Annotated in this window: 21 protein-coding genes; 10 read left to right on the top strand and 11 right to left on the bottom strand. The window is 45.1% G+C overall.

The window, feature by feature from the left end:
* The first annotated feature begins 49 nt into the window (after positions 1-49).
* Positions 50-2,563 carry a hypothetical protein gene (locus AQULUS_RS01230; RefSeq protein WP_148337852.1) on the top strand — a complete coding sequence of 838 codons (2,514 nt, stop codon included), beginning with the start codon at positions 50-52 and terminating at the stop codon, positions 2,561-2,563.
* A gap of 92 nt (positions 2,564-2,655) precedes the next feature.
* On the opposite strand, the gene AQULUS_RS01235 is transcribed toward AQULUS_RS01230, so the two are convergent.
* The gene (locus AQULUS_RS01235) at positions 2,656-4,071 is read right to left on the bottom strand and encodes a hypothetical protein (protein ID WP_148337854.1); all 1,416 of its coding nucleotides are present in this window, start codon (positions 4,069-4,071) and stop codon (positions 2,656-2,658) included.
* A 335-nt stretch (positions 4,072-4,406) separates the two neighbouring features.
* On the opposite strand from AQULUS_RS01235, the gene AQULUS_RS01240 reads away from it, so the two are divergent.
* The gene (locus AQULUS_RS01240; RefSeq protein ID WP_172622686.1) at positions 4,407-4,808 is read left to right on the top strand and encodes a hypothetical protein; all 402 of its coding nucleotides are present in this window, start codon (positions 4,407-4,409) and stop codon (positions 4,806-4,808) included.
* A gap of 30 nt (positions 4,809-4,838) precedes the next feature.
* Here the strand turns inward: AQULUS_RS01240 and AQULUS_RS01245 are convergent, their stop codons facing one another.
* The 3 genes from AQULUS_RS01245 to AQULUS_RS01255 all read right to left on the bottom strand — a co-directional run bounded on the left by AQULUS_RS01245 (position 4,839) and on the right by AQULUS_RS01255 (position 8,228).
* Positions 4,839-6,188 carry a hypothetical protein gene (locus AQULUS_RS01245; protein WP_148337858.1) on the bottom strand — a complete coding sequence of 450 codons (1,350 nt, stop codon included), beginning with the start codon at positions 6,186-6,188 and terminating at the stop codon, positions 4,839-4,841.
* 147 nt (positions 6,189-6,335) lie between these two features.
* Positions 6,336-7,673 carry a patatin-like phospholipase family protein gene (locus AQULUS_RS01250; protein WP_148337861.1) on the bottom strand — a complete coding sequence of 446 codons (1,338 nt, stop codon included), beginning with the start codon at positions 7,671-7,673 and terminating at the stop codon, positions 6,336-6,338.
* 171 nt (positions 7,674-7,844) lie between these two features.
* Complete coding sequence (locus tag AQULUS_RS01255; protein ID WP_148337862.1) at positions 7,845-8,228, bottom strand: hypothetical protein; 384 nt, start codon at positions 8,226-8,228, stop codon at positions 7,845-7,847.
* 207 nt (positions 8,229-8,435) lie between these two features.
* Between AQULUS_RS01255 and AQULUS_RS01260 the strand changes: the two genes are divergently transcribed.
* From AQULUS_RS01260 to AQULUS_RS01270, 3 genes are all read left to right on the top strand, one after another.
* Positions 8,436-9,524: a hypothetical protein gene (locus AQULUS_RS01260; RefSeq protein WP_148337864.1), complete on the top strand. Its 1,089-nt coding sequence runs from the start codon at positions 8,436-8,438 to the stop codon at positions 9,522-9,524.
* A gap of 108 nt (positions 9,525-9,632) precedes the next feature.
* Positions 9,633-10,013 (top strand): hypothetical protein, encoded by a 381-nt coding sequence (locus AQULUS_RS01265; RefSeq protein WP_148337867.1) that lies wholly within the window; start codon positions 9,633-9,635, stop codon positions 10,011-10,013.
* Between the two features lie 128 nt (positions 10,014-10,141).
* The gene (locus AQULUS_RS01270; RefSeq protein WP_148337869.1) at positions 10,142-10,636 is read left to right on the top strand and encodes a hypothetical protein; all 495 of its coding nucleotides are present in this window, start codon (positions 10,142-10,144) and stop codon (positions 10,634-10,636) included.
* On the opposite strand, the gene htpX is transcribed toward AQULUS_RS01270, so the two are convergent.
* The 3 genes from htpX to AQULUS_RS01285 form a co-directional block, all read right to left on the bottom strand.
* A complete protein-coding gene (gene htpX, locus AQULUS_RS01275) occupies positions 10,633-11,526 on the bottom strand; it encodes a protease HtpX (protein WP_148337870.1) in 894 nt (297 codons plus the stop codon). The two genes, AQULUS_RS01270 and htpX, sit on opposite strands and share 4 nt — an antisense overlap.
* A gap of 114 nt (positions 11,527-11,640) precedes the next feature.
* Positions 11,641-12,468, bottom strand: coding sequence for a hypothetical protein (locus tag AQULUS_RS01280; protein WP_148337872.1), 828 nt, complete (start codon positions 12,466-12,468; stop codon positions 11,641-11,643).
* A gap of 128 nt (positions 12,469-12,596) precedes the next feature.
* Positions 12,597-14,009, bottom strand: coding sequence for a homospermidine synthase (locus AQULUS_RS01285; RefSeq protein WP_148337874.1), 1,413 nt, complete (start codon positions 14,007-14,009; stop codon positions 12,597-12,599).
* A 273-nt stretch (positions 14,010-14,282) separates the two neighbouring features.
* On the opposite strand from AQULUS_RS01285, the gene AQULUS_RS01290 reads away from it, so the two are divergent.
* Both AQULUS_RS01290 and AQULUS_RS01295 read left to right on the top strand, forming a co-directional pair.
* Positions 14,283-15,653, top strand: coding sequence for a hypothetical protein (locus AQULUS_RS01290; protein WP_148337876.1), 1,371 nt, complete (start codon positions 14,283-14,285; stop codon positions 15,651-15,653).
* A gap of 191 nt (positions 15,654-15,844) precedes the next feature.
* Complete coding sequence (locus tag AQULUS_RS01295) at positions 15,845-16,042, top strand: hypothetical protein (protein ID WP_148337878.1); 198 nt, start codon at positions 15,845-15,847, stop codon at positions 16,040-16,042.
* A 48-nt stretch (positions 16,043-16,090) separates the two neighbouring features.
* Here AQULUS_RS01295 and AQULUS_RS01300 read toward each other — a convergent pair whose 3' ends face one another.
* Positions 16,091-17,428, bottom strand: a complete 1,338-nt coding sequence (locus AQULUS_RS01300) for a CoA transferase (RefSeq protein ID WP_148337880.1) — start codon at positions 17,426-17,428, stop codon at positions 16,091-16,093.
* Between the two features lie 433 nt (positions 17,429-17,861).
* Between AQULUS_RS01300 and AQULUS_RS01305 the strand changes: the two genes are divergently transcribed.
* A complete protein-coding gene (locus AQULUS_RS01305) occupies positions 17,862-18,077 on the top strand; it encodes a hypothetical protein (RefSeq protein ID WP_148337882.1) in 216 nt (71 codons plus the stop codon).
* A 266-nt stretch (positions 18,078-18,343) separates the two neighbouring features.
* Positions 18,344-18,901: a dihydrofolate reductase family protein gene (locus AQULUS_RS01310; RefSeq protein ID WP_148337884.1), complete on the top strand. Its 558-nt coding sequence runs from the start codon at positions 18,344-18,346 to the stop codon at positions 18,899-18,901.
* A 9-nt stretch (positions 18,902-18,910) separates the two neighbouring features.
* Here the strand turns inward: AQULUS_RS01310 and AQULUS_RS01315 are convergent, their stop codons facing one another.
* Both AQULUS_RS01315 and AQULUS_RS01320 read right to left on the bottom strand, forming a co-directional pair.
* Entirely contained in the window at positions 18,911-20,275 is a 1,365-nt protein-coding gene (locus tag AQULUS_RS01315) for an MATE family efflux transporter (RefSeq protein WP_148337886.1), read from the bottom strand.
* 131 nt (positions 20,276-20,406) lie between these two features.
* Positions 20,407-20,736 carry a hypothetical protein gene (locus AQULUS_RS01320; RefSeq protein ID WP_148337888.1) on the bottom strand — a complete coding sequence of 110 codons (330 nt, stop codon included), beginning with the start codon at positions 20,734-20,736 and terminating at the stop codon, positions 20,407-20,409.
* 254 nt (positions 20,737-20,990) lie between these two features.
* On the opposite strand from AQULUS_RS01320, the gene AQULUS_RS01325 reads away from it, so the two are divergent.
* Positions 20,991-21,722 (top strand): MerR family transcriptional regulator, encoded by a 732-nt coding sequence (locus AQULUS_RS01325; RefSeq protein ID WP_232051895.1) that lies wholly within the window; start codon positions 20,991-20,993, stop codon positions 21,720-21,722.
* A 65-nt stretch (positions 21,723-21,787) separates the two neighbouring features.
* On the opposite strand, the gene AQULUS_RS01330 is transcribed toward AQULUS_RS01325, so the two are convergent.
* Positions 21,788-22,378, bottom strand: coding sequence for a hypothetical protein (locus tag AQULUS_RS01330; RefSeq protein WP_148337892.1), 591 nt, complete (start codon positions 22,376-22,378; stop codon positions 21,788-21,790).
* Between the last annotated feature and the right edge of the window lie 48 nt (positions 22,379-22,426).

The raw sequence follows: 22,426 nt of genomic DNA on the forward strand, positions 1-22,426 counted from the left end.
ATTATCATCAAAATCAAATTAATAACAGATATTTTGAGGAGTGGTGCGAATGAGCGATCCGCGATCAGGTTCCGCCGGAGACAACGCTTACGCGGCTCAAAAGCCAGGATCACCGCCGGTTACGCAATCCAAAGCAGAAGAACAAGATCTTTCTGCATTTATTAACAGTATTGTTCAAAAAGACGGTATCAATGCCGCGAACTTTGAATCATACCTCAAATCAAACAAGGAAACCGGCAGGAAAGTCCGTCATTCATTTGCTATTTTCGAGAATATGGATGGCATCGATGCGACGGTTTACAGTTCTTTGGGAGAAAAAGAAAGTGAGGTAATGAGTCTGCCGCAAACAGTTAATTATACAAGAGTGGGGAGTGTTGCCGAGGTTGGATTATTAAAAGCAAACTCACCCGCGGCGGCGGTCAAACCATCGGATGAAAAGCAAAAAACTGCAAATAAAAAATTGTTAAAACTGATTCATGAGATTGTAGCGCATCCTGATAATGTCGTAATTAAAAGAAAAGGCGATGTCATGATTGCTGTCGTTGATAAAGGGCTGCAAACCAAGGCGTATAATCTCAATGAAATTCTCAACCGCGTGGACTGGAATCAAATCGCTGTGCCTGACAACGATCTGGAAAGAGCGGTGAAGTATATACTGAACCGGACAAAATTATTCGCTCCATCGACCGTGCTGGCGCTTACGCCCGATCATTTCGATCCCAAAACTGAAAGCAGTTGGTCGGATTATTTTCGGTCATGTATAGAAAATCATAGTCAGTCTCATGGCGTCAAGGATTTGAAAATTTATCATGCTCATCTTGCGCACCAACTGGCGATTAATGTGCAGTCAACAGGATTGTTTATAGCAACAAATTCGTTGCTGCGTGGACGGATAAGTCAAACCATCGACAATAGAGACAGCATAGAAGGATATAAGAAATATAATGAAAATGAAGTCCTGCATACGCTGCTTGTTGCCGTGTTGACGATAGATGCTATTGTCCGTTTCAAGGAAAGATATGATTATACGGCCAGGGTTGAATTCAATGCGACGAAGCAGGGAGAGTTTACTGAAAGAGGAATATTGAGTCTGGCAAACGGACCTAGCGATTATATGCAAAAGGAGTTTATGCGTGAAATTGAAAAATCCAAAACTTCCGGTGCGCAAACGTCTTCAAAAGCTGAATTAAACAAGGCCATGGCATTGCTGTTTCAGCTTTCAAAGGATCCGTCTTTCAGCATTGACCATAAAGCTTATCTGGAATTGAAACAACGGCTATCGGATACACCCGGGCTTCAATTAACGCCGTCTGAAAAGGATTTGATGGCCAGGATGGAGAAAAATGTAAAACAGCTTGATATGTGCATTGAGAAAATGAACGGCGATGACCTGAAAATATTAAATAACGAAAAAATACACGATCCGCGCTTTCCTTCTGATCCGAGTGCCCAGATTTCAGCTGGATTATTGATCCGGCATTTGAAGTCACTCGAAAGTTTAAGCGTTGACATGCCCTCTTATTGGGAAAATGTGCCATCAAGGCCTTCTTCGACGGCGGAAGAGCCGCGGCGGCCCTTTCCTGCCGTGAAGATGGGTGCCCGTAAACAAAAACGAATTGCGGCAATGAACGAAGTGTCTTCGGCTCTTGGTGTTATCAAGATGATCCAGGAGGAAATAAACCCTTTGATAAACGGTTTGTCATCCGGTTCGGACTCAATTGCCGGGCATATCCGCGCGATGGCTGCCAATGACAATACGCAGTTCGCCTTGCAGGATTTCAATCATCGCATGATGGAGATTATTGGCAGTTTAAGACAGTCCAGTCAAAAAATTGAATCCGGGCTTGTCAATGGCGGAGACATCAAGCAAATGCGCGCGCTTTGTCTTGAATGCATGAAATCCAAAATCTATCTGTATGACGAGCATGCGGATTTAATGATTTTAATCACGGAAATAAAAAAGCAGGCTCAGGAAAATCCAAACTCAATCGCATATTTGAAACTGTTAGAGGAAAGTCTCGCTAATATTAAAAAATTATCCGAGATGTTTGGCTCGACTTATCAAATGGTTAATAAAGCCCTGTTGGTAATGGCGACACAAAATGAAAATGTCACCCGCACGGAGATACAAAAAACCGCCGGTCAGACGCGCGGGGCGGCGCCTGCCGCAATACATGATTTATCGACCGCGAGCGGTTCCTATACGGCTGGCGGGCATAATCCCATGGACGTATTGAAACATCTTTCAGCAAGTATTGAGTCGCATATCGCGGGCTTCACAAGATTGAGCGCGGAATTGAAAACTAATGGTAATGTGTATGATCGAGCGGTTAACAAATTAAAACAAGCCTTGCTTGAGATAGAAGAATTGAAGAAAAATCCTCATCTGCCGTCGGAGCATCAAAAGTCGCCGCAAGATGTTAACAGGATATTGGGTGAGATACGTAAAGCCTGCGCTGATGTATTGCAAGAGGTGGAAGTTTTTCAACGCCAGGCGCACAAACAGGATCAGCAGGTAAAAACAGAAGAACCCCGGGAAACCCTGCCGCATAAAAACAAATGAACTTGTTGGCCTGATATGGATACGCGACGAAGGTCTATGTTTGCGTAAAGTGACCGGCCGGCGCGAAGCGGTGAGGCATGATTCTTGGGGTGTTATCGGGTCTGGATTTCACCTACCTTGACGTCAAATGGAAGGCGGTATAACCCGCGTTCCAGGCCGTAATTAAGACGATTGATGATGGAAGTGGAATAGTCCAGTGACAAGTAATCGTCCTTGGAACGGTAATAGGCTCCGACAAAAGCAAACCCGTCGACATTGCGGTACATGCGTCCAACGGCTTCATCGATGGATTTGCCCGCGCCCGTAATGACCGCGAGATTCCAGTCAGATCCCACAGTGACCAGTTTGCCGCGCTGGTTTTTTCGCACATCCCACAGCCATAGATCTTTTTCAATTTCCTGACGGTAATCTACGGAGATATTGGCCGCGACATGTTCCGTATCTTCGTCACGGCTTAAGTTGAAAAGTCTCACGGATGTTCCAACGGTACCCAGGGAAAAGGGAGATTCCTTGCGCACGATTTTTTCGAAAAACTGCGTTACCGGTCCGGTTTGAGCAAGTTCAGTGAAAAACGAATTGTACCCCGGACGGTTTGAGCAGAATTCTCCAAAATACATTTTCCCGTCGCGCTTGTTGATCAGGATGGAGGCGTCCCAAATAAACAATCCCTTATGCTGGCGCGCCATTTCATCCACAACAGGAGGAAAGCATATTTTGTTTATCCTGTCTTCCATGTCGGTGGGAAAAACCAGGTCTTCCGCGCAGCCAGTCTGTATGGATATATTGCCGCTGCCAAAGGATTTGTTTTCAAAGTTCATGGTGGTGGCGAGCGGGACGCCATCGTAATACATTTTTTCGGGAGTGAGCTCAATGATGGAGGGAATGAAAAGTTCAAGGATGAAACCCAGGCGTTCATATTCCTGGGGAAAATTGTTGAGCATTTCGATAAGCTGGCCTTTCGCGAGATCGACATCATTCATGGTGGGTACATAAGTCTTGGCATGGTCGTGTTTGCCCTTCAGAACCCAGATATCTCTGGTCTCCTTCAAAAAACTGATGGCATCGGAAGCTTTGGCGAACTCTCTTACTTCAGGAGTATATAGTTTCTGATAATGCTTTTTTACGAATGCCTTGGCTCTGTCGCGGTCAACTTCAAACAGATAATCTTCCCTGGTTGGGAAATTGCCTTCAAATCCCAGATCACGAACCTGATCTGCCCAGCGGTATAAATTATTTTCCTCAAAGAATACGAAATAATCGCTGGCGCTTTTCGCCAAACGCAGATTTTCAACGACCCGCTCGGCGGGTTGTATCTTTACCATGTTCCTGAAAAGCCGCAGCCGTCTTTCGCGATTGAGAGAAGTTTCGGCGGCTTTCTTGGCTTCTTCTTCCATCACATAACTTTTAATATCACCAATCTGCCCTACAACCACATCGTTGCCTTCCTGCTGTAATTTATAGGCTACCGGGAGGCTGAGTCCGCTAAAGGTGATGAATACATATTTCATGATGGTCTTTCCCTCTTATTCCATAATAGAAACTAGGGAATCCGGGGTCAAGTCAAAGCGGAATCATGATTATTTCGGCGTTGTGCGTCAAAGCCGCATTTCATCGTGGAAGCCAGATTCCATTTCTGCGTCCATCCAGCGCGCATGAATATGCGGCAGCGGCGGCCTTGAATAATTCCTCTCAAAATCATTAGCTTATGCTGTTTGCTATAATTTACATATAACTTAACAAAACGAGCGAGTACTTAATTATGTTTACGCATGCCAAATCTCAAACAGACAAACCCTCAATTTTAATTATCGACGATAATCAAACAAATCGTAAAGTTGCTTCAATGGTTATGTCCAAAGTATTGGGTGTTCCGCTCGATGCCATTCAGTTTGCAACTGAAATTGACAGTGCCGTCAAGGCAGTGGAGGGAAAAATCGCATCGACGAAACGTAGCTTTGATTTTATTGTGATGGATTATGAAATGCCTGCTGCGAATGGAGATGCGGTTACGCTAAAAGTGCGTGACATTGAAGATAAATATGGCGTTAACCCAAGTTTTATTTTTTCATGGTCAACGGTGCGGGACTGGCCTGGCGGAGAAATGGGCAAGCCATATGAAAAGGCAAATGCGATACTTGAAAAGCCCATCAAGCAGGATAATCTTAGGCATGTTTTGATTGAAAATGGATTTGAAAATCTGCTCCCACAACAGCCGTCAACTATCCCCACACCCAAAGCGGGCTAGTTTTTCTTCGCAAGCAACGGATTTTTCCGGCTATACGTTTTTTGAGGGGTTGTTTTTATCTTTCTCGGCTTCGATAAGCGTGGTTTGCGGTGCAGCCGGTTTGTGTGGATGAGCAAGCAGACCGACTTTTTCAAGAGAGGCTGAAACAGAATGTTGGAGAGAATGGCTGCTTCGCGCAGCGGCCGCTTCCATAGTTAGTATGCTTTTATAATCATGATTGCTGGTCAGCACAATGTAAGTTTCCTGGTTGATCTTTCCCTTGCCCAGATTCCCATCCAGGTTGACATAACGCCATTTCAATCCGGCGCTCGCAGGAAAAGCTTCAGTGCTGACATGGCCGTGAATATTGGTAACAAAGGATGGCGGGACGGTGCCGGTATGAGAAGTCATGCTGGCCGCGGTCTTTTTCAAATCACTGTACCTGTCATTCAGCAAGACTTCAATTTGGGGTATGACAGAAATTTGCTGTAAAAAGCCCGGTTGGGTAACATCGATCCCGGCTCCCATGACAGCATTGATTTTTCTGATAGTCTGATCAATTTCCATGATACTGCCGCCTGAATATTCGACCTCGCAAAGTCTGGCCAGTTCCTTGACGCGGTCAGGCTGGGATGAGTCGAGAGGGCCTTGGCACAAGATTTGAAATATATTGTTGATCCTGTCCAGCATCGCCGCCATGTCTTGCGCGGAAGCTTCAGTGTAGGTCACGCCAAACAGGGCGGCAAGGTTTTTCACCCGGGATTCGTCCACGGGAGCATGGCTGAGAATTTTCAATTGATCGTTTTCAACGATGTAACTCAGCAATTTCAATCGCGGAAGATAATGCTGATCCACCAGGCCGGTCACTTCCTGTAGTGAAATGAGCTCGCGATCCAGCAGGTCTTGCATGTTATGCAGGGACAATCCAAAAGAGTGATGTGCGCCTCTATATAAGGTCATGTTCTCATTATCCAGGCCAATGTCATATTGTTTTAGAAATTGCGCGCCATGGTTGGAATGAAGTACTTCAAAATCCGCTTTTTCCTTGTTCAGTTTTTCATAAATGAACAAGGTAAACAGGTCATTTTGTCCCCGGTCCGCCAGGTCATCTCCAATCATGTGTATCTTAGGCAAGGGCTGACTGATTTTGGCGTTTGAAACGACATGATGAAATTCACTAATGGCGGCTTTTGACAAACGTTCTATAGGCGTCTGGTATATAGAAACCAGCTTTTGGTAATCAGCCGGCTGCAAATCGAGTATTCCCTCCCGGATCAGAAAATAGAGGAATTTGATCGCGTTTCCGTCCAGGTCGCCGAATACCACATCTGCTTTTTCATTTAATCGGGCGATTTTGGTAGGGTATTGATAAATATCAACGTATTCCGATTGAAGTTTCAATTTTATGTCCTCGTTCTTATTCGAAGTATAGTGCAAGGAATAAGAAGAGGAATGGCTGTCCCGGCATATCAGCGCCAGGTACGGCAAAAGAAAATATCATTATGAATAGCAATAATTGATGGCGCGGCTACAGGCTATGCATTGCTATTACTTATGCAGGGCTGGTCGTCTGGCTTTTTCAGCGGGAGGAGTCGCGGGGGATGGGGGATTTTCTGTGAAGGTAACACTGCCCCACATCAGGAAACACTCGGCCGCGCTTAGGGCTGGAACACTGTGCGCTGGATGGGGAGCAGGATTTGTCGGATATTTTCGAGGCAGTTTGTATTCTTCTTCATTGATGGCATCGGTTAAACCCAAATACCTGGACACCGCCCGCGCTCCGGCGAGGATGGCTTGTTGCTGCAATTCCTCATTCGCGTCAAAATCTGTCATGGCGATCGGACTGTTAACGACAATGATTCTTTCGTGATTGTCCCTCAGCAGTTCATTCAGTCTGCTAAGCAGGAATCCATTGATGATGGCCTGACCAATGGCGAGAGGATTATAGCCGATGATGGGTGTTTTAGGGATGTCCGATGAGGGATATAAAGCGAATGCGAGGGTGTGGGGATTTTTTACTCGCAAGTCAGGATCGAACCCGAAATCGGGTTTTTCAAAATCGGCAATTTCAGCAAGGAATTTCATGGATTCCTTATCATCTTCATGACGTTCAATCTCGCCGTCATTCAGGTAGCATCGGTAATCAAACAGCTTGAGCAGGCAATTATTCGTGATCCCGCCGTCAAAATTCAGCATGGCGAAAGGGTCATGGGTACTGTTGGGAATCACGCTGAATATCTTGTCTTCATCCTGTTTGAAGGTGACGCCGGGAAACAGAACGGGCACAGCCATGGATGCGAGAATGACCGCCGCTACAGGCGCATCCGGCGTTGTCAGGTGACACCAGATTTTTTGTTCCGATCCGCCTTCGTTTCCTCTCATGAAGCACTCGGTTGTAACAATGAATAAATCCTTGCATCCCAGTTTTTTTAAGTCCCGGAACGTGAGGCGTTCAGGCGCGGGCAAGTCCAGAGGTTGTTTGAGGTCATTATTGATACGGTCTGTTTCTTCTTTCAGGAATTGTAACAATTCCTGCGTGATTTCTCGGCCTTCAGAAACAGCCCGGTGCTTGAAAAAATTATAAATGATCTTGCTCTTGCTGCTTCTGTCCAGAAATTTCTTAAAATCCAGGGTGGCGAGCTTTGTAAACATGCGTTCCGGATTGAGCCCCAGGCAAATCGCCAGGGCGGCAACGGAGCCTATGGATGATCCGGCGGCTCGCCGGATATGACTGAATGAAAATCCACGCACGCCTTCAATGCGTTTGAATGATCCTGCAAAGCAGATACCGGCTGCGCCTCCGCCGCTGACGACGATATTGACGATATGCGCGAGGTCTTGCGCCTGACGGAATTCAGAGGATTCGCTTAATTGACTGCTAAACATGGAAGTCTCATCGATGATCGAATCATTATTCTTGTTATGATAGTCGGCTAAAATTACCCGAATAAAATGGTTAATTCAACAATCAAAATCCCTCTGCATCGGCGTTGTCCGGCTTGGAAGCAAAAAAGAGCCCTTTCCGGCAGGCGCGGCGCTCAGCCGGGTGACACGCGGTCACGCGGGATTTTGCGCAATAACATAGGTACCGCTTGCCGCGTCCGTTTGACTGTCAGAGCTGAAGTTCACCGGATTATTGGAGTCATTCGTGGTGCAGATCGCGGTACTGCCGGCATCAATATGTTTTGTATCGCCGCAATTATTAATGTTCACACCCGCCGGATTGGGTTGTGATGTGGCAGGCTTGGTAACCGTGATGGTAATGGTCAGCAAGTTTCCGGTGCCATTATTGATGGTGACGACATCGTTAGAATTCTTGGAAGACCAATCGGTTGGAGCGGAGGGAGTGATCACATTGGTGACAGAAGAGATTTGGGCATGGGCGGCTCCCATGGCCAGCATCAATAACATAACCTGTGACATCTTTATGAATTTATTCATAAAATTCTCCATGGCAGCGTTATCTTATAAGTTAATTATATCATTAACAAGCAGCCTGGCGTGCTTATTTGAGGTGGATTGAGCCTCTGTTCTGCCGCCCGTACCGCGATTCACAGCCCGATTCCACTTAATTGGAATTAAAAGGTGACTTGGGTATAATCCCGGCCTTGATAAAACCTGCTAAAACTTGATAACGAGGCCGCCTTTATGTCAGTTTCCAGACGAAACTTATCCCTTGCTGGTCAATACTCAATTGATTGTGTATCCAGAGATGGCAATACTTTTTCAATTCAGATAACCGATCTGAAAAATTCGGGTTTGATTGCCGACTTGCCTCTGGATCCAATGGATAACACGCTGGCAGCGGTGTTGGATGGGGATGCCGTTGAAAGGCTGGGTGAAGATGCCCAAACCGTGATGGAAACAATATCAAGTGTTTTGCAGGCACAGGTAGGGGCAAAAGAGTTTATTGTCATTCCGGCCGGAACAGATTTGCCGGAGTATGTTCCGGCGCAAGAGGCTGAATTTAAACGCCTGCGTCAGGCAAGCGGCGCTGATTTGAAAGAAAGTACCCGCAGGATACTGGATGAACATAAGGAACTGGCTGCCGAACTGGATTCAAACCATGAATTTGTCGTCGGCATGACGGATATCACGAGACATTTGCGGCATGAAAATCCTTATGACGAGATACACGCGTTTCTGGAAGGGCACGCGGATTTCACGCCCGGAAAAATGAATGAGTATAAGAATGAAGAGATTCAGGGAAAAAAAGCCCGTTTCAATAACGGCCATGTCACGCCAATCGGATTGCTGGATTCCCGGGCCCGTCTTTGCGGAGTCATCAGATGTCTGTCCATGGGAAAGCAATTCGGTTACCTGTCAGATGAAACCATGAACCAGGAATTAATTCCATTGGAAAAATTTCCCGGATCGACAGAGGAAGAACAGAGGACACATCGCGGCAGATTTTTATTGGCTTACCTGATGAACCGGGCGATTGTGCTTGCCGGCGGACACGAGCATTTTATCCTGATCGCAGCTTCAGGGCGTGAAGAAATTTATGATGCCATTGGTTTTCAGTCATTTCCGATCAAGGATCATGATTACGTTGTTACGATGAAGTTGGGAAAACCAGGGCCGCTGTTAACCTCCATTAAAGAAAAAATCCTCAACCCATTTTCAAACGCCGAGGCAATAGGCCGGCTGGGCATTACTCCGGCAGCGACAGAAAGGCCTGCAGAGAAAGTTGAAACGAGTCACCAATCCAGTCTGGTGTTTAACAGTTCTCAATAAGAAGCCGGATGCTTGAGCGAGGACGGCGGCCATGCCATTCTCCCGTTCGGTTCTGGCTAAACTGTTTTATGACGGGTACAATATGTCTTTTTTCAGCAGGGAATGACTATGCCGATACACTCAGGAACAAGATGGCTGCGATGTCTGTCGGTTTGTTTATTCATTCTGTCGCCGACGCTGGCGTCGGCGGGTCCCGGTCAGGCATTCGCCACAGTGCCATTTGAAAATATCAGTGTGAATCCCAATGGCGTGCTGCAGGCGGGATATGCGTTTGGGGATCATGCCATGATTTTCTGCTTTGAAAGCAATTTGCAAACGGTGGCCAATATTCAATGGTCTTACAAAGGGCAAAACAAAAATTCCACTCTGCCTGTTTTTCTGAAAACCAGGGAAGGATTTGATGGTCAATTCGCAGACGCGAACGGTACAATCAAGATCACCAATACGACTGCCCGCACGTTAATTATGAATTGTCAATTTGGCTTTTAACATAGTCTTAAACCAGGAATCGTTTCCTAAACCTGCGCAAATCGGCTTATCGAAAGATTTTAAGTTTAATATTTAATTAATCTTTCATCATTATAATCATGCAAACAAAAACGAGATGAGAAGCAGGTATGTTGTCGATTTTAATAATGAATGCGGATGGGACCCGCCGAATAATGGAAGTGAATGAAAGTGATTCACCGGCGTCCATAAAAAAACCTGGCAGGCCTGTAGAGAGTCAGCATTCATCTGACCAAAATGTTACAGAGTTGTTTTATGCGGGGAGTCCGCAAAGATCGCACCTTGAACGGCTCATTGAGCTGGAAAATCGCCTGACCAGCTTGCTGGCTGATCAAAACAGGCAAAAAGGTAGCGGCTTTTTTTTCTATAACCGATGGCGGCTGACGGGCGCTCAGCAAAAACTGATTGAATCATGGAAGCAGCAATATATAGCCGTCGTTGCGGACGCAATGAAGCGCGCAAAGCCGACAGAAAAAATGCAAATTTCGCTAAGCGCCGCAAGAAGTCGTTTGATCAATATCGATCTCTATTTTGCAACCACGAATCCGTCTTCCCGGGATAGCATGGACAGGTTATTAAGCCATCACCGCTACGGATGCAATTAATTCCGTTTTTCCAGGGCTGCAATTCTCTTTTCAAGCGGAGGATGGCTTGAGAATAGTGCGAGCCAGCGATTGTGACCCGATATTTTCATGGCATTAAATGCCGGGGCGCGGTCATCCTCAGGCGTTTTGTCCATTAATTGCTGCAAGCGCTGCAAGGCTTTAATCATTTTATCCTTGCCGACATAGCGCGCAGAACCCGCATCGGCTCGAAATTCGCGATAGCGGGAAAACCACATGACAATCATGGTGGCAAGTATGCCAAATAATAATTCAAATAAAATCGCAACGCCGTAGTAAACAAAGCCATCTTGCGCCTGTTCATCACTGTCTCTTCTGAAAAACTGTGTAACAAAAAACGCAGCGATGCGCGCGAAAAATATGACGAATGTGTTCACGACGCCTTGTATCAAGGTTAGTGTCACCATGTCGCCATTGGCGACATGAGAAATTTCATGTCCTAACACGCCTTCCATTTCTTCCTGATTCATGGTCTGAAGTAAACCCGTTGACACAGCCACCAGCGCCTTGTTTTTGTTCCAGCCTGTCGCGAAAGCGTTAGGCTCCGGGCTTTGATAAATGCCAACATCCGGCATGCCGATATTTCTTTGGTTCGCCAGTTTTCTGACTTCTGCCACTAACCAGGATTCCGCGCTGTTGGCCGGCCTGTCTATCAATTGTATATTGAAAGCGTGAATGGCCATCCACTTGGAAATGAAGAGAGAAATAAACGAGCCCGTAAAACCGATGATCAGGGCGTAAATTAGCAGGGATTGGTAATTCAGGCCATACTGCGTAAGATAAGGCTGGACATTGAACAGGCTTAGTATGAAAGAAATAACCAAAATGATGGCCAGGTTGGTGGCAAGAAATAAGGCTATTCGTTTGAACACGGTCTATTCTCCTCTACATAATGACATTATATAACGGGCCGTCTGCGCATTCATTGGATAAGATCAGAATAAACAGATAGATACAATATGATATTTGATTTGTCAGGCGCAGAATCAGGGTTTTTCGGCGCCTTGAGCAGAAATGCAGGCGTTTTTAAACTCGGCAGAAAACGCATCGATTTTTTTCTGATTCAGCACGGTATCATTTTTGCTGGTATGGGAAACAAACAGTTTGTTAAAGCAGGCCTGATATTTTCCCTGGTCTGGCATCTCCGATGCGTCAATGGTTTTACCCAAGTCAGCATAATCGAATTTAAGTTTGGATTGGTTGTCAACAATATAAAATGCCTTTGCTGCGCAACAGACGGCGCAGGCGGCCAAATCATCATATGCGTTAAGATTCTGAATTTTACTATTGGAAAGGGCGATCAAATCATAAGGCGTGAGGTTGACGCTAAAGGTCAAATGATTATTTTTTTTCGTGACGTTTTGAATGCCGCCGTTGCAACGGTCGCCGCCGGCGATGGTTTGGATGCCCAACGTATGGGAATCCAGTCTCTGAACCAGATATAGGTTGGTGAAATCACCGCTGCCGCCGCCATTATTTATGCTGTAAATCCAATATTGATTATTGCCGGCATTGAAGAATTTATAATAAGTGTAGCCTTGAGAGCCAGAGGGAATACTGGCGTCTTCCCAGTCATACCCGGTATATCCTTTCTTGCTGAGGTCGTTGTTGATGCTTTTAACAGCATATTTTTCCTGTGCCGCGCCGCAATGCCTGAGATCTATTTTTCTGTCGGGATTAGAAAAGCAGAGACTGTCAATGGGTTTGCCGGCATAAAGCAGGTCATTTGGAAACTGCGGATCAGCGGCGGCAAAGACAGGAGAGGATGTGAATGACAGGCTTAACAATAGAATGCGTAAATATGGCTTGGTCATGGCTGGCAGGATTTCCTTTAACATGGGAATATAGTAGCGCTATGGCGCCGGAGAGTCCAGAATTCGGACGACGTCCTTGTTAAGAAGTACTTGATTGTCACTTCCTGGGAGAGTCCGCGAGCCGGATGTCAATAGACGCGGATATTTTGAAATTGCCAGGGATCTGATTTATCAAGGTGTTCAGGGAATAATTTTTCTCTATGGTTTAAGGGGTTCCAGTCTGTGTAATAGCCCGCTACTTTTCCCAAATACGGCCCGGCGATATTTAATATGTATTCGAAGTCAATTTCATCCGGATCGACAATGCCTAGCTCGGGATGCTCCATGGCCCATATCATGCCTGACAAGGCGCCGATGGCAACCTGCAGGCTGGTGGCATTGTTGTAGGGGGCGAGTTTACGCGCTTCATGTATGGTCAGTTGAGAGCCAAACCAATAAGCGCCTTTCTGGTTGCCCATTAAAAGAACGCCTAATTCATCCATGCCGTCTGTGATTTCGTCAAACATGACCCGCTGATGCTGTTGTTGTGTCCATTCTTTTCCGGCGAATTCATGCAATGACAGAACAGCGTCCTCACAAGGGTGATAGGCAAAGTGTACTGTCGGGCGGTATCGCAATAAATTGTTTTCTTTCAAGGTAAAGTAGTCCGCAATGGAAACAGACTCGGTATGCGTGATCAAAAAGGCATGAAAAGGACCGGAAAGCGGTGTCCAGGTGCGCACACGTGTTGAAGCGCCGGGACGTTTGAGGTAAATGGCGCACTGTGAACCTGTTTCGTGATGGTGTCCATCAGCGGGCCAGTGGCGTTCATGCGTGCCCCAGCCCAGTTCAACCGGCTGTGATGCCTCAGATATAAATCCGTCAATTGACCAGGTGTTGACAAATTCACCGGGGCGCTTTGCCTTGTCAGAAATTTGCGTGTCTCGCTCGGCAATGTGAATGACTTTAATCGAAAGATCTTGCGCGAGTTGCGCCCATTGGGATTGTGTTTGCGGGCGAACAAAACGATGTCCGGTATCGATGGCAATATTGATCAGTGCCCGTTTAAGAAAATGAGAGACCAGGCCGGGGTTGGCGCCATGGGTCACGACGGCGGTAGGCCGCGGCTCACCCGGATTTCTCAGTGCCAATACGGTTTCACGCATGGCATAGTTTGAGCGTGATGACGCGGGGAGGCTGCTGTCCACATATCCGCCTTCCCAAGGTTCAATACAGGTATCAAGATACAGGATATTGTGTCGCTGACAGTATTGGATCAGGGCTGCGCTGGACACATCGACCGATAGGTTCAGGATAAAATCACCGTCTTGCGCGTAGCTGCCCAATAGACATTCATGATTTTCTCTGGTGACCGCATTGATAACCAGCTTGACCCCAAATTCACTGGCGATATCCTGGCCGTCATCATTTTTGGTGATGATAATGATTTGTTTGGGCGAAACGCCGATATGGCGGAAAATAAGCGGTAATATGGCTTTTCCTATTGTGCCAAAACCAATAAGGACGATTTTTTTATTAAAGGCGAGGTATTGCTTATACATACATATACTTTTCCAGGAAAAACACGGAATGCTGTTTCTGAAAATTATCAGCAGCCAGGTTGATTACAAAATCCTTTTAAATACATTAAAAATTAATGCATTTAAAAATAATTGGGGCCGTAATATAGCAAAAACAAACATGTCCTGCCAACAGGAAGGTAAGGGTTTTTACATAACATCCTCTTAATAATTGACAGGTAAAATACCGCAAAATTTGAAAACGCATAAAGCTTAATAAAATATTAAATCCAACGTATAAACGAGGAAAGATCCATGTTTAGATCAAGAGCGTCTCTATTTGGCCGCACTGGCTTGCACCGTTTCAGAACCGCTGGCGGTATCCTGCCCCGTTATTACTCGCATTCTGCATCGGTCCATACATCATATTCCAGAAATAATATTTCTTATCGCAGCCATGAGAAAGAACCTGTGGAAGACACAATCCAGGATATCGAGTTTACTGATATCGCCAGAATTTGTATGAGTCAAAACAGTACGGCGCTGCAAACCTATACCCCGCCGCGAACCGCCATACAGCATTATCGGGCTCCGGTGAGAAGCCTGGCCTTGGTGAGAAGCTATCGCAAAGACGACCGTGATGACGAGAATGACGATAACAATGATGAACATGACCATACATCCCGCACCGGCCAATCCAGTGAGCGTGTTTCCTATGTTGCGAATCTGATCGGGATCCTGGCTGCCAGTCTTATGCTTTCAGCCTTGATGTATATAATCTACAAGGCCCATCTCGAGCCGCGCGAAAGAGAAATAATCGGAAATCGCATAGAAGGCCTGGATGATGAATATGAAAAATTACAAGATCAATGTCCAAATGGCAGCTTGAATAATGAAATCGTGTCTTGCGCAGAAAAGGTATATCTGAAAAAAGGCGCGCATGACAGGCAGGCATTTTTGCGTGAATTGGTTGTGGCAACGGCATTGAACGCGATTAGTCCCACTTCACAGCCTGAATCCGGAATTTTTCATGAGCCGATTGCAGGAACCAATAAAGCCAGATACTACACCATGTCCGAGATCAAACCAAACAGTATGGATTTGGAAGATTTTATTCTCAAGGGAGACTGGCGGGAAAAGTTGGCTAAAAAGCCCATGATTGGGTTTGACACGGCGCTGGCCTTAACCGGCGTGATTGCCGGCCAGCAGGATTGCAAATTTGCCAATATGATCATTACCGAATATGAAGATCATTATGAAGTAGGCGTGATTGATTTTGAATTATCAGGCACCTCGTATTTTGGCAAGATTTTCAATCGCCATGAATATACAACTCATCTACCGTCTCTGGTGCATTATATTCGGGAGCTGCATGATCAGAATGATGAATTTAACCTGGTTAAATTCAAATTATCCGGCGACCCCCGAGGCAGGGAATTTGTGCAATATGCTTTAAGCCATGCCATGAATGAAGAAAACGTCATCAACTTGTATCGTAAGATCGCAGAAACCGATTTCATTACGCCAAGCATAGCCAGACTTGAATCTTTGTATTCGGAAAACACGGGCCTGGTCACGCGAAGTGAAATCCGGGCGTGGAAAGCGGAATTAACCAGGTGGCAATCGGAAGCCTTGCGTTTTGTTCAAGAGTATGACGAGGAACATAGGTCTGCTTGCCGGGTCTAATGACAGGCTGGATTCAGTGTGTTGACATAAAGGATGAAGTGCATGAGCAGCGTATCCTGTCTGTTTATGTTCTTTACGCTGGATAGAAAATTGGCAATTTATGCGGGATCTGATAATATACGAGTCTCGTGATTAACAGATCCCTTGATTGCAACGCATTGATTGTATTCTCTAATTGCCAGGAGATGACTATGTTTAGAAAACCACAGTCCAGTGAAATTTCATCCAGAGCGTCGGAAATACCAGAAGCTAAAAAAGCTTGTGAAAAAAAATCAGCCTATCTTGGGTTTGTTTTCACACAAGGCAATACTACAAAAGCCGGACCCAAGGAGAAGGGCGAACTTTCCGGAGAAAAAATCATCGTTTCAATTAATCAAAGACATGGCTGATTTTTCGGTTTTTCATGCCAATGCCTTGATGAAAGATATTGTGCATGCCTATATGGATTTAATCCGCCTGTGTCCATGACTTTTTTCAATATGATTATCTTGAATCCTGGGCTTGCTGCGTGCCGGCATGAAGTGTATTTTACCTTTGCCAAAATCATAAGCAGGTTTTGCAGAAATATTCCCTAGTAATTTTTCCAGTGTATGTCCGTGCTGGTTTAAGGTTGGCGCGGGATCAAGCTCAGGTTTGCGGCCGTCAGGTCTGGCTATGGTGGGGGTGCCCTCCGTGGTCTTTGAGTAGAAATGTTTTGAGTAAGGCTTTTTTGCAGCTTCTTCAACTGTGTTGACTTCCGCGTGCGCCACGCCTGCTAACATCAATTTATCCAGCCAATATTGGCTGGGCTGTGTCAACATGACTGTCTGGATTTCTTCGTGCAGATAATTATTCGCTTGAATACGTAATTCATTTGTTGCGTACGCGTCTGAAAGATCGGGTCTGGCTATCACATCATGACAGAATACTTTAAAACTCAAGTCAGTTAAGGTACCGATAGAGATATTCCGTCCATCTTGGGTCTGGAAGAAGGAAAACAGGCTAATCAGGTTATCCTGATTGCCCGTGCGTTGTTTTATGGGACGTTCTTGTTTTGCGTCCAAATATTGCGAGCATAAAAAACGGGAAGCCACGCCCGCCAGGCTCACATGCACAGGAATGACTTTATTGTTTTCATCTTCAATGGGGATGCCGCGCAGCATCTGAATAAAACGTGATTGAATCGCGATAACAGCCCAATTGGCTGTGGCGATATCCAAAGGTAAAAAGCCGACTTTGAGCGGCGAATCGGCACTTGTGCCATTCACGTAGGCCATACCGCTGGCCGCCTGAACAGTCACATCATTCCCCGGCCGGGCTTCTTCTTCGCCAGGAAACCCTGATATATAACAATAGATGATACGGTTTGATTTGTGCGGATCATTGAGAAACGCCTGCAAAACCTGATCTCCGTCGCGTGCTCTTTTACTGCGATTGTCTATGATGATGATGGCTTCCCTGAGTATTTTTATATAATTGACATCCTCTTTTAACTTCATTGCGATACTGATCTTGCCGGCGTTGAATGTTGAATAGCATTCATGAGATAAATATTTTCTGGCGGGATCGCCGGTGGGCGGCTCTATGCTGATTCCGATAGCGCCATCTTCAACCAGGGTACTCAAGGCGCCGGGACCCGCTATATGCTCGGTAATACCGATGATTGGAATGCCAGAGAATGCGCCTAAAGGAGAGGTTGGCAGGCCAAACGTTTTTATATTATCAGTATCCATGAGAGTCAGGGATAATTGCGTGGCCGCTAGTTCAGTTATATCGAAGCTTCTGGTTGAAAACATGGCTGAATACCACTTATTTGATTATTGCGTTATTGCCGTCAGTTCATGATGCCGTGTCTGGCAGATTCACAAAGAAACAAATCGTCATGACCCGTTCCACAGTTCCAGCCTATAACATTACACTAATTCGGTTGAAAACCGGCCATATTTTTTCGCCGGAGTCTGCTGATTTGTGTATTGCCTGAAATTTGCCGCTAGGTCTGCCATTTCATTTTCTCCTTGTACTCGCGGGTAAGCGATCCTATTTTTCGCTGCATTTAGGGACGGGGGTATTAATTTGAATATAATTACTATACAAATTAAGTGATTGATCAATAATTAATTGATATTGCTTGTGTAATTATAGTGCGCCGATTAAAATAAGCGCGGTAATTGTGCAATTACTGATCGAGATAGTGCCGCTTATATATCAATATAAAAACGAGGGATCAGAATGTTTAATCGCAAAAAAACAAGCACCATGTGTCAGCCTCCTGAATTTAAATTTTCAAAATATGCAGGGGCTTTGTTTACAAAATATCCGGAGCAAGTTGTTGTCGAATACGCGCTGGATAAGCTGAAAGAGAAGCAGCATCAAGATCAGAAGAATGGCGGTATGTGTAACATACCTGAAATAAAGCTTCCATCGCCATTTCCGGGGTCGTTCTAGTATTATCTCGCGTAGAGGAGGTGTGGGCCTCCTCTTTAAGATATGCATTAACAGGCTGGCATCTATCAAATATTTATCCATCCTCTCAATCGCGGTTTGGGCTGCGTTCTGAATGACGGTTTCATGGCATTTTTTGCGTGCGAAGACACCATGTATAATGCATATAAGCGCATAAAAAGAAGAACGGCCGGGATGGATGGAACGCCCATTTTCGGTTAAATTTTGCAAGCATTCGCGCTCAATACTTACAAGCAGGATAATTGATCATGTCAACCAAGTGTTCCGTATTTATCGCTGCCAGTCTGGATGGATATATTTCCAGAGAGGATGGTTCCATTGATTGGCTAATGAAGGCCAACACGCTTGCCAGGCCTGGTGAAGATTGCGGTTACAAGTCATTCATATCAACGGTTGACGGATTGATCATGGGAAGACATTCTTATGAGAAAGTATTGTCATTTGACGACTGGCCATATGGCAATTTGCCTGTAGTGGTTATGAGCAGCCAGGCCCTCGCGATTCCGGAACAATTACGTGCTTGTGTCACCGTTTCAGCGGAAACGCCAGTTGCCTTGGTTCAGCGCTTATCAAGGCAAGAAGCCAGGCATCTTTATATTGACGGCGGAATCACTATCCAGGGATTTTTAGCCAATAATCTCATTAATGAAATGACTATTACATTCATACCGGTGCTTTTGGGCAGCGGCCGATCATTATTTGGGCCGCTAAAAAACGACATAGAATTACATCATGTGGAAACGCAAACATTCGATGGCGGGTTTGTGCAAGTTAAATATCGTATCGGTTCATTGAAGGAATCGTAAAGGCAGGCTTCAGCGTCTTGGCTGCTCACAAGAGGGTTGTTTTTCATATTGTATCCGCTTCAGCAAGCGCGGAGTCAACACAACCCCTACGCTGCAAATGCCGATGGTTAAACCGTACCAGATGCCCGTTGCTTGAAGGCGGGTATGAAATGAAAGGTAATAAGCGCTGCCCACACCGAGAAACCAATAACATCCGCTGCTTAGAAGCATGGGTATAAGAGTATCCTTGTATCCTCTTAAAGCGCCGTTAGCAATGCCTTGCACAGCATCCATGCATTGAAAAATGGCGGCTATGGTGAGAAAAGAGACTGCCAATCGGGTTTCTTGCATCTGGGTTTCACCGCTATACAAAAATATTTTAACCATTGCTTCGGGGAACAGGATAAAGATGATTGCCACTATTGCAGAAAATACTACACCCAGGCCAAGGTTGAAGAAGGCGATGCGTTTTGCCTTGAGCGGGTTTTTTTCTCCCAGGGCGTGGCTTATCTGTAATGCTGTTGCCATGGACATGGCAAAGGGGATCGAATAAGCGATACTGGCCCATTGCAAGGCGACTTGATAGGCTGCCAAGGAATCGACGCCAAAGTAACCCATCAGCGTTGCAGCCGATAAAAACATTCCGGATTCCAATATGAAGAGAGAGCCGCTGGGTACGCCAATAAACAGCATATCGATAATTTTATCGCGCCTGAATCTGAATCCTTTAAATGAAACATATTCCTTTATGAGGAAATGTTTTTTGCTGAATAATAACAAGCATGCAAACATGAACCACATGACTATGCCTCCGGCAAAACCAATGCCGGCAATGCCTAACTGTGGAAATCCGTATTTTCCATAAATCAAAACATAATTCATGATAAAGGTCAGCGGAATCGAGCCGAGCGCAACAATCATTACGGTTTTCGTCAGTGCGAACGCGGAAATAAATTCACGAAACACAAAAAACAGCAAAAACCCGGGCAGTCCCCAAACCAACCCGTGTAATAACAAGGTGACATTGTCAACCACTTGCTGATTTTGTCCAATAACCGCCAGAATTGGCGGCATAAACCAGATTAATGCCATACAAGGGATGGATAATAATAGAGCGAGGCATATTCCATGTTGCAGGCTGGATTGAATGTCGCTGCTGTCATCGGCGCCTTTTGCTCGTGCAATAAAAACGCCGACCGCGCTGAGCGTGCCCAAGCAGAATACCAGGGTGGTGATAAAAAGACCTGTTCCCAGTGCTCCTGCCGCCAATGCGCTGGGCCCCAGCCACCCCATCATGAGCGTGTCAATAAATTGCATGCCCTTTTGAGCCAGAAAGGCCGCCATCAGCGGCAGTACCAGTGTGAAGGTGGATTTGATTTCGTGAGTTTTTATCATGAGGACACCAGGATGTGCATTGCATTGCCAATGCTATATAAGGTTGATAATCATACCTGTTTACAGGCGTATATACCATGGGAGGGCTTGGAACGAGTAGTGGGGTCAAGTCTAGACTTGACCCCTTTGAATTACCAGCACTGTCCTATCACAGGGCGCACGTAACAGCCGCCAATGACACAGCAAGGTTGGTGGTAGATGCGGTGTTGTTTGGGTTTGTATTGTTTGGGCTTGTTATAATAATATTTTTTTACAATAATGAGACCGCATCCCGTATAAGTATGGCAATCAGGTTCAACTGTAGACGGTGTCATTACGATAGCGGGTTCAACCAGGTGATCCTGCGGTGATGAGGTATCTACGATATTCTGCGCGGATGAGGCAATTGGTATTGTGGCTAATATGATAATAAGATAGCAGTGCAATAAAGAGTATTTGCTAGCTTTTATTATGAATTTCATAAACTAGTTTCCTCGTCTTTATTTTATTTATTTTACCACTAAGCACAAAAGACTTTGTTATTTCATCAATAACATGATGATAAATGAAATTATTTTAAGCGCATTCTAGGTGCGATGCCCGCCAGGCAACGCCTTGCTGAAAAATTCAGGACCAGCGATAGGCGAAGCAACTTAAATGAAAATATTATAATTGTATTGACTCTCTCGTAACGTCATCCTATATGATGCTGAACATCAGTGATGAGAAAATCAAAATGTCTTATACAGTAAAGAAATTGGCAAAGCTATCAGGGGTCAGCATTCGAACGCTGCGTTTTTACGATACGATAGGATTACTAAAGCCTGCCTATTATGGCGATAATAATTATCGCTATTATGAAGAAGAGCAGGTCTTGATGCTGCAGCAAATTTTATTTTATCGTGAAATAGGATTTTCTCTCAATAATATCCAGAGGATTATCAGCAGTGATGACTTCAACAAAATCGATGCCTTGCTGTCTCACAAACAAGTCCTTGCAGAGAGTCTTGATCGAACAAAAAAATTGATTAAGACAATTGACCAAACCATTGCGCGCTTGAGAGATGAAATAACCATATCTGATGAAGAATTATTCGTTGGCTTTGCACATAAATTCGCATTCGATTCATTTGTAACCGCTTTTGCACCTGGAAACGAGCATATGCTTGATAAATATTTTGCTTCCGATCTTGTAATGTTTAACCATACAATGAAAAAACAGCTTGATTTGAACGACTTGAAATCACGTTTGCCCGTTTTGCATGAAATATTCAAGGACTTAAGAAGTGAGGTAAAGGATGTGACCACCGAGGAAAATCGTATAGCTTTTCGCGTGGAACAAAATGCCGTTTTTACTAAGCACATACCTGTCGGCGTACAAGTCAGGCTTGATGTTATGAATTTATATAAACTTGAAAGAGGCAAGGTCAGAGAATGGCAAATCTGGGTTAATATAATGGAAATATAGCGGGAAGCGCTACAAGCACAGCCTGGATATAATCCCAATACCCGACGTGGCTTGGTTAAGCAGTATTATTTTTTGGATTTCGTAATGATATCGTAATTTCCTGGTTTATCTAAGTTTGATTTTTCTGATTCTGACCCTTCTCGACCGCTTTCTTTGAACAAGGCATGTGGCGTGCCGCCCGATTTCCTTTTCTCTTGCGCAATGAATTTATTACGCTTTTCTTCCAGCTGCCTTGTGGCTCCGGTAGGGTTGAATTCAGGGCGCTTTTTAGCCATCGCATTTGATGTAAATTTGTGCGCAAATTGGGTAATATTTTTGAGATTTTCCTTGAGAGAAGGGCTTAAATTGCGATCGCTGCGACTTTTGATTTCAGCATCAACCACACTGAGCAAACGACTTGCCGCTTTAAAAATTTGATCAGGTGGAAAAATTTCTAAAAGTTGAGCGCTTGCCTCTTTTAAATCAGCCGCTGTCGGTTTGGGCTGGCCGAACGCGTCTAGGATATCAATGTATAATATTTTAAATTCATTTGGTTTTACATCCTTGAAATCCTTATATGAGCCAAGCAGTTTCATCAAATCAACTATCTTGTTAACGACTTCATCGTTTGTCTCGACTGAAGCGCTTGTTGTGGGTTTGGAAGATTTCTTTGGCATTGCATTTTTCCCGATGTATGTTAATCCAAATTTAAGTATAGTTTACAA

Origin of the sequence: Aquicella siphonis (assembly GCF_902459485.1) — a bacterium.
Classification (GTDB): domain Bacteria; phylum Pseudomonadota; class Gammaproteobacteria; order DSM-16500; family DSM-16500; genus Aquicella; species Aquicella siphonis.